Origin of the sequence: Kitasatospora sp. NPDC058243, from assembly GCF_042882025.1 — a bacterium.
In the GTDB taxonomy this organism is placed as follows: Bacteria; Actinomycetota; Actinomycetes; order Streptomycetales; family Streptomycetaceae; genus Kitasatospora.
This window is the reverse complement of sequence record NZ_JBHVWW010000143.1, coordinates 1-919: the sequence shown is the minus strand read 5'-3', so window position 1 is coordinate 919 and position 919 is coordinate 1. Positions and strand designations below refer to the sequence as shown.

Below are 919 nucleotides of genomic sequence, written 5' to 3'. Positions count from 1 at the left end.
GTCGAACACGACGCACGAGTGGTGCTTTGGCCGAGAAGTGAGTCGTTTCACGGACTGCGGTTACCAGGACGAGTTGAACCAAGTCGGTGAAGCTCAGCTGCAGAGACAGCTGCCAGCGGCCCAGTGCGACCTGTGGTTCCCAGAGGCGGACATCCCGCTCGGCTATGGCCAGTCCAGGCGGATGCCGGTGCTGGTGGTGGTCTCGGGCTATTCGCGGGTGATCACCGCGAGGATGCTGCCCTCGGGGCGGACCGGGGACCTGATCGACGGGCACTGGCGGCTGCTGACTGAGTGGGGTGCGGTCCCGAAGATGCTGGTCTGGGACAACGAGGCAGGCATCGGCCGCGGCAGTCCGACCAGCGAGTTCGCCGCGTTCGCGGGCCTGCTCGCCACGAAGGTCTATTTGTGCCGGCCCCGGGATCCGGAAGCGAAAGGCCTGTTCGAGAGGGCGAACGGCTATCTGGAGACCTCGTTCCTGCCCGGTCGGCACTTCAGCGGTCCGGACGACTCCAACACCCGACTGACGGCCTGGCTGGGGGTCGCCAACCGCCGAATCCACCGCACCATCCGTGCCGGCCCGGCCGACCGGTGGGAGGCGGACCGGGCCCAGATGCTGGCCCTCCCGGCCACGGACCCGCCGGCCTGGTGGCGCTTCCAGATCTGCCTCGGCTGTAACGACTATGTCCGCGTCGAGACCTGCGGCTACTCCGTCGACCCCGCCGAGATCGGCCACCACGTCACAGTTCTCGGCGACAACGAGAAAGTGATCGTCCTCGCAGCAGGCGGGGAGATCGTCGCCGAGCACACGCGCTGCTGGGCCCGCCACCAAAACGTCACCGCCCCCCAGCACGCTGAGACCGGCCGGATCATGAGGCAAGAGCACCAGCAGCGGCCCGCCGTCACATCCGGTCCGTTGATC

1 pseudogene is annotated in these 919 nt (G+C 67.8%); it reads left to right on the top strand.

Features of this window, described 5'->3' with window-relative positions:
• Positions 1–73: 73 nt before the first annotated feature.
• Positions 74–919: pseudogene (locus ACFVX9_RS39590) on the top strand (IS21 family transposase); the annotation flags it as partial.